Annotated in this window: 6 protein-coding genes; all 6 read left to right on the top strand. The window is 40.5% G+C overall.

Features of this window, described 5'->3' with window-relative positions; genetic code table 11:
* Positions 1-160 precede the first annotated feature (160 nt).
* The 6 genes from ACFQ4A_RS16555 to ACFQ4A_RS16580 all read left to right on the top strand — a co-directional run bounded on the left by ACFQ4A_RS16555 (position 161) and on the right by ACFQ4A_RS16580 (position 3,785).
* Positions 161-277, top strand: coding sequence for a hypothetical protein (locus ACFQ4A_RS16555; RefSeq protein WP_382402522.1), 117 nt, complete (start codon positions 161-163; stop codon positions 275-277).
* 388 nt (positions 278-665) lie between these two features.
* On the top strand, positions 666-1,202 hold the full coding sequence (locus ACFQ4A_RS16560) for a shikimate kinase (protein ID WP_382402518.1): 537 nt from the start codon (positions 666-668) through the stop codon (positions 1,200-1,202).
* Positions 1,203-1,452: 250 nt separating this feature from the next.
* A complete protein-coding gene (locus ACFQ4A_RS16565) occupies positions 1,453-1,824 on the top strand; it encodes a GntR family transcriptional regulator (RefSeq protein WP_382402519.1) in 372 nt (123 codons plus the stop codon).
* A gap of 14 nt (positions 1,825-1,838) precedes the next feature.
* On the top strand, positions 1,839-2,711 hold the full coding sequence (locus tag ACFQ4A_RS16570) for an ABC transporter ATP-binding protein (protein WP_382402523.1): 873 nt from the start codon (positions 1,839-1,841) through the stop codon (positions 2,709-2,711).
* Positions 2,712-2,813: 102 nt separating this feature from the next.
* Positions 2,814-3,332, top strand: coding sequence for an ABC-2 transporter permease (locus ACFQ4A_RS16575; RefSeq protein WP_382402520.1), 519 nt, complete (start codon positions 2,814-2,816; stop codon positions 3,330-3,332).
* Positions 3,333-3,419: 87 nt separating this feature from the next.
* Complete coding sequence (locus ACFQ4A_RS16580; RefSeq protein WP_382402521.1) at positions 3,420-3,785, top strand: hypothetical protein; 366 nt, start codon at positions 3,420-3,422, stop codon at positions 3,783-3,785.
* Positions 3,786-3,937 lie beyond the last annotated feature (152 nt).

A 3,937-nucleotide genomic window follows, 5' to 3' on the forward strand; every position in this document is an offset into this window, starting at 1 on the left:
AAGTAACGAGGAACTTATAATCGAGTAAATTACGGTAGATGGAACGCGGAATGCGGGGAAACTTGCACGTTCCGTGTGGAGCAGGGGAAAAGCCGGAGATAATTTCAAACGCTTACCTATTGCTGACAGTAATCGAATAAGATCAACGCCTGATACCATAATGAAATGGATTTATCAAAAAGAAAGTAAAACATATCTCTTAAGTGCTATAACTTGTGTCTTATCTATTTTAGGATTGGTTACCTATGGGGTAACGGATTACTTTAATTTTATTTGAGCAATATGAAGCGCGCAAATCGAGAATACTGTTAGGTTGGTTTTTTCATTGAAAAGCATTATAGAATTTTTCTCCAGTTTTATACTGATCATTGGCTGGGTGGTCACCATTATCGGGATCGGCATTTTGACATTTTTAATTTTTGCGTCAATTATCCATGGAACCTTTTACAACTTATATTGGCCTTTGGGATTTACTATACTTGGATTTGGATTACTTTTTATTTGCAGCTCAAAGAAGCTTATAAAATTTTCAAATGATCATTCTGTAGAAAAGTACATTGATTAGAGCTTTAAATCTTAAATTAATGGGCGTTTTAACGGAATAACACAAAGCACAAAATGTTTTATTTCAAAGCAACACCAGATGTGTCTGGAGGGGAAAACGGATGAAAATTGTGTTTACTGGTGTATCCTGTGTAGGAAAGTCGACGATAGGAAAAATGCTTGCCGATAAAGCGGGCTATAAGTTTTTTGACTTTGATTATGAAATTGAGAATTATTTTGACCATCCTATTTCATTTCTAAAAAGAGAATTTTTAACAGAACATAGCTATAGAAAGAAGGCAAGAGTTGTTCTAAATAAAATTCTTGAAGAGAATGATGATAATTTTATTATTGCTATGCCACCGAGCGGATTGATGGATTTTTATTGGCGGATTATTAAGCAGGATGATACTCTGGTAACGGTCGCCTTAAAAGACAGGGCAAAAAACATATTGCAGCGTATTAAGTTTTTTGATGATTATTCAAATCCGATTGAAGTGGAATTATCTGAAGAAAGTGAGAAGTATTATTTAAAAGATATTAGCCTTGATATAGAATACTTCGGAAGAACATATAAAAGAGCAAACTATCAATATCGTATTGATGGGAAAAGTGCTTCTGAGGCGGTGGATGATTTGGAGACCTTACTTTTAGCATAAAAAAGTTCTCTTTTCTTTGATATACCAACTATTTAGCAGTTACACCGGTACAAATTCAAGCTGGATCCAATAAGGGTCCAGTTTTTTGTTTGTCCAATATCCCTCCAATCCCCTACCAATACTAGGTTTCGTTTCGGTACTAAATAAAGGACAGCTTTAATTTTTATGAGAAGAACCTTGACTTAACTGTTAATTCTGTATATACTATACATATACAGTATTAACGGAACTAATCAAAGCAGGTGATGCGTTGAATATCATAATTTCCAATGCGGTGGATCAGCCGATCTACGTGCAAATCAAAAATCAGATGAAGGAGCAGATTCTTCACGGCCAGCTGCAGGAAAAAGAAAGCCTGCCGTCGATTCGCAAGCTGGCGAAAGATCTGCAAGTCAGTGTGATTACCACAAAGAAGGCGTATGAAGAGCTGGAGAAAGAGGGCTTCATCGAAACGTTTCCGGGCAAGGGGTCGTTTGTTGCCTCGCAAAATTCCGAGCTGCTGCGGGAAAAGCAGCTAAAGCTGATTGAGGATCAAATGGCAAAAATGCTGGAAGACAGCAAAGCGTTCAACATTCCGCTCGATGAATTGATCGAGATGATGACATTGCTTTACGAGGAGTGAACGAGATGGAAAATATAATTGAAGTGAAAAATTTAGAGAAACGATTTTACAATTTTGCCTTGGAAGGGATTCACTTAACGGTGAAAAAAGGCTTTATTACCGGCTTCATTGGCCCGAATGGAGCGGGCAAGAGCACAACCATCCGCTGCATCATGAACCTGAACCGTCGCTATCAAGGAGATGTACGAATTTTTGGGAAGACACATACAGAGAACACGGAAGGAATCAAGCAGCATATCGGATTTGTCCAGGATGAAAACTTCTTTTACGGGCATTTGTCGCTGGAACAGAACAAGAAGCTGCTTGCCCCTTTTTATAAGACATGGAATGAGAAGTTGTTCAAACATTATCTAGACCTGTTCGAACTGCCGAGTATGAAAAAGGTAGACCACCTTTCCAAAGGGATGAAAATGAAGTTTTCTTTGGCGATGGCGTTGTCCCATGATCCGGTGCTGATTATCATGGATGAACCAACCTCAGGGCTGGATCCCGTGTTTCGCAGGGAGTTGCTGGAGCTCTTGCAGGACATTATTCAGGACGAAGAAAAAGCGGTGTTTTTCTCGACCCATATCACGCAAGACCTGGAGAAGGTGGCCGATTTTATCACGTTTATCGATAACGGGAAAATTGTGGTGAGTGAAGAAAAGGATGCGTTGTTGGATCACTATGCAGTGGTGAAAGGGCCGAATGAGTGGCTGACCACAGAAAGGCGCCGTCTGCTGCATGGTGTAAAGGAAACGGATATTGGATTTGAAGGGCTGCTTGCGGATAAACAGCAGCTTGCCGGAGAGGCATCCGGGCAGGTGCTGCTGGAGCGGCCGTCGCTTGAAGACATTATGTTTTATACGGTAAAGGAGCGTAAAAATGGTCATTCAACTATTGCGTAATGAAATGTTCGGTCAGAAAGCATATATTTATCTTTTGGTCTTTTTCTGGTTTATTCCCATGACCGGCTTTTTTACAAGCGGCACGCCAAAGCAGCATATTTATTGCTGATCCTTCTTGCTGCCTGGATCCCTAGCTCTGCGACTTATTATGAGCAACCGGCACTGATGAACACCCTGCCTGTCACCCGTAAGAAAATCATTTTGGCAAAATATCTGACACCACTGCTATGGTTCATCCCGGCTGCGATGCTAATGTCCATCTATGTGTTTCTGTTTGTCACCTTTGCACCATTCTCGGCTCGTCTGATGACTGGATGGGATTTGCTGCTGGCCCTTGCCGGACTTCTTCTGCTGATGTCTCTGTTCTATCCGCTCCATCGCTTGTTCGGCTATGTTCCAGCGATATCTTTGTCGGTGATAGTAGGAGTAACAATATCGATTGGCGTACAGATGGTTATGAATATTTATCATAATCCCAGGATGGACTCGCTAGATAATATGGTGGAGACCATTATGGCAAATCCAAATGTCTTTATCATGCTGCTTGCGGGCTTCAGTATTATCATCACACTGCTGTCCTATGCTTTATCAGTTTGGCTTTATGAGCGGAAGGATTTTTAACAAGGAGTGACTACCATGGAGCCTGTTTTATCATTGCAAAAATGTGCATAAGAAACTGGGACAAATCATGTCATCAATGGGGTATCGATGCAATACATAGAACCAGGTGACGATGAAGAAATTATTAAGTTAATTGAAAAGATCGAGCAAAAAAATAAAGATAACTCTAAGACTCAAAGCGGTACTCAGGGTATTGAAATTGAAACAGACACCCCTGAAAAAAACCAGAAAAAAGCTATTTCCTTAGTCAGAGATTATATGCGTAATACTTATGATGATTTTGTAGAAGATAAAGACCACTTTCTAGCATATGACGGAGAGATAAAGGGCCACGTCATTGTAAGATATGCTACCTTAGTTTCTGGGCATACCTCTACAAATGGGCGATATGCAGTAGACATTAATAGTGGTAAAATCAAAGATTTTTCTGGTGACCCACAAGATATTGACTAAAAAGAAAAGCAGGGACTGTTCAACTAACGGTCGCCGCTCGACAAGTTCTGCCATAAACGCTTTAAAGCGTGAAAGGCAGGGGATTACCTAGCGGACAATCCCAACTTTACAATCAAGGGTGGGAATGACGGAACCATGTTTCCCGAAACCAT

Source organism: Lentibacillus salinarum, from assembly GCF_042679865.1.
GTDB lineage: Bacteria > Bacillota > Bacilli > Bacillales > Amphibacillaceae > Lentibacillus > Lentibacillus salinarum.